The following is a 2,145-nucleotide window of genomic DNA, read 5'->3' as shown; positions in this document are numbered from 1 at the left end:
AGACATAAGGGCGGAGATTTTTTTAAAGCTAAAAATAAAAAGTAAGAAATCATTCACCAGACCCTTAACAGATTAAGGGTCTTTGTTATGCTATCGGGATTCGATACTTAAATTAGAACGAAGAAAACTAATGGCTGCTACTCGATGGCAGCCTATTGTGCTATTGGGCAGGATTAGTAAATAGCAAGTAGTATTATTAACTATAGGGGATTACTCATAGAAAGGGGCTGATCGCAATGATGAACATCAAACGATTAGATCATTTGGTTCTCACTGTAAAAAATATTAATCAAACATGTGATTTTTATAACCGAGTATTAGGAATGGAAGTTATAACTTTTGGAGAGGGGAGAAAGGCACTACACTTTGGACAGCAGAAAATAAATCTACATGAAGTAGGTAAAGAGTTCGACCCAAAAGCAAAAACACCCGTGTCTGGCAGTGCTGATCTATGTTTTATAACCGATGTCCAAATGTCAGATGTGATTCAGCACTTAGGTGATTGTGGAATACCTATTGAAGAAGGACCTGTAAAAAGAACAGGAGCATTAGCTCCGATAACATCTATCTATATAAGAGATCCTGATGGTAATCTAATAGAAATTTCTAATTATTAATTAAGATTCTAATTCACTTTTTACTAAACTAAAGGGATTCCATAGTTCAATAACGGTTGCTTGCGATGGCAGCCCTTTTTTCGTTACTCAACTATTGGTCAGGATAGTGGAATCTAAAGGTAATCCAGTCCTTAGCAGGAAAGTTTTTAACAAAACGGAAAATTCCTTATCTTAAGGCTGAAATCGTAGTAATCTTACATTAACTAAATGGAGGCAAAGGATGGGAACAATAAAATGAAAATTAGGACGGAAAGATTAAGTGACTATGATGAAGTATTTAAATTGAATTATTTAGCTTTTCGAAATAGGGAGGATGAATCTAGGCTTGTTGAAAGGATTAGATCATCTGAAGCATTTATCCCTGAATTGTCGCTTGTAGCAGAAGAAAACGACCAAATAGTCGGTCATGCTTTATTTAGCAAAGCAGAAATTATTGAAGATGAAAATCGTCATGAGGTTATAGTCCTTGCTCCTATAGCAGTAATGCCTTCTAATCAGAAAAAGGGGATTGGTGGTAAACTAATTCAAGAGGGTTTAAAAAGATGTGAAGCATTAAGTTATGATTTTGTGTTTTTAATAGGACATCCAACTTATTATCCGAAATTCGGATTTAAACCAGCGAGAGAATATGAATTTGACCTGAAGCAATTTAACGTTCCTGATAACGTCTTTATGATCTTTGAATTACCAGAGGGAAAGATGAAAAGAATCAAAGGTGAGTTGAGGTATCCGAAGTTATTCTTTCAGTAACTATATTGATACACTTGTTCCGCTAAACGGAGATCGATAATGCATGACGGTACTACGGTATCCGTCTTTTTGTTTATTTCCGATATCGGGCAGTTAAGTAGAGTAAGTCAGGGAAGAATATCATTGGGGTGATATCATGAAAAAGTTACTAATCATAACATTGGTTTTGTCGATTTTATTTTCCACGGTACACGTTTTTGCTCAGATTTCAGAAGAAGAAGATACTGACCTCGCTTCATTACAGCGACAAGTAAAACTTTTAAGTAAACAAGTTCAACGATTGGAGGAGGCAATTTCACCAAAAACTCCTCAAGAAGTTGCTTTTCGTTGGGCGGAAGGTATTATGACGAGAAATGGAGCTTTAGAATTCGCTCTATTATCAAACGAATTGCGGGAGAAAGTTAGAAATGATTATGAAATGTGGGAATGGAGTTTCCCGCCTGGTTCTAGTCCTCGTCCGCTCGATTTTGAAGTTCGTAAGGAAATAAGAAATCCAGATGGTAGTTGGCAGTTTGAAATTTTATATTATATTGGGTCTTCGACTGGCATTACTCATACAGGCACAGAAACAATTACCGTTTCACAGTATGATGGACGATGGTGTTTATCGAACTCTGATCGATTTACATAATGAAGAGGACTCACCAAAAAATTGCTGCACTAACGGAGATCGATACTAACACATCGAGGGCTGCTTCCACAGTCCTCTTTTTTCTGAACGATCGGGCAGCATTCCTGTAATGAAGAAAAATGAGGTTTGAACATAAAAAAGCCTCTT

General features: G+C 36.5%; 3 protein-coding genes. All 3 read left to right on the top strand.

Features of this window, described 5'->3' with window-relative positions:
* The first annotated feature begins 239 nt into the window (after positions 1-239).
* Positions 240-617 (top strand): VOC family protein, encoded by a 378-nt coding sequence (locus ABLT31_RS38340; protein ID WP_367760970.1) that lies wholly within the window; start codon positions 240-242, stop codon positions 615-617.
* Positions 618-824: 207 nt separating this feature from the next.
* Positions 825-1,367: a GNAT family N-acetyltransferase gene (locus ABLT31_RS38335; RefSeq protein WP_367760969.1), complete on the top strand. Its 543-nt coding sequence runs from the start codon at positions 825-827 to the stop codon at positions 1,365-1,367.
* 136 nt (positions 1,368-1,503) lie between these two features.
* Positions 1,504-1,998 (top strand): hypothetical protein, encoded by a 495-nt coding sequence (locus tag ABLT31_RS38330; RefSeq protein ID WP_367760968.1) that lies wholly within the window; start codon positions 1,504-1,506, stop codon positions 1,996-1,998.
* Positions 1,999-2,145 lie beyond the last annotated feature (147 nt).

The sequence above is a fragment of the Ammoniphilus soli genome (genome assembly GCF_040813775.1).
Note: the sequence above shows the minus strand (reverse complement) of the source record. Positions and strands in the feature narration are given on the sequence as shown.

Excerpts from the sequence above, each read along its gene's own strand:
- ABLT31_RS38330 (WP_367760968.1), top strand. The coding sequence starts at position 1,504 with ATGAAAAAGTTACTAATCATAACATTGGTTTTGTCGATTTTATTTTCC.
- ABLT31_RS38335 (WP_367760969.1), top strand. The coding sequence starts at position 825 with ATGGAGGCAAAGGATGGGAACAATAAAATGAAAATTAGGACGGAAAGA.
- ABLT31_RS38340 (WP_367760970.1), top strand. The coding sequence starts at position 240 with ATGAACATCAAACGATTAGATCATTTGGTTCTCACTGTAAAAAATATT.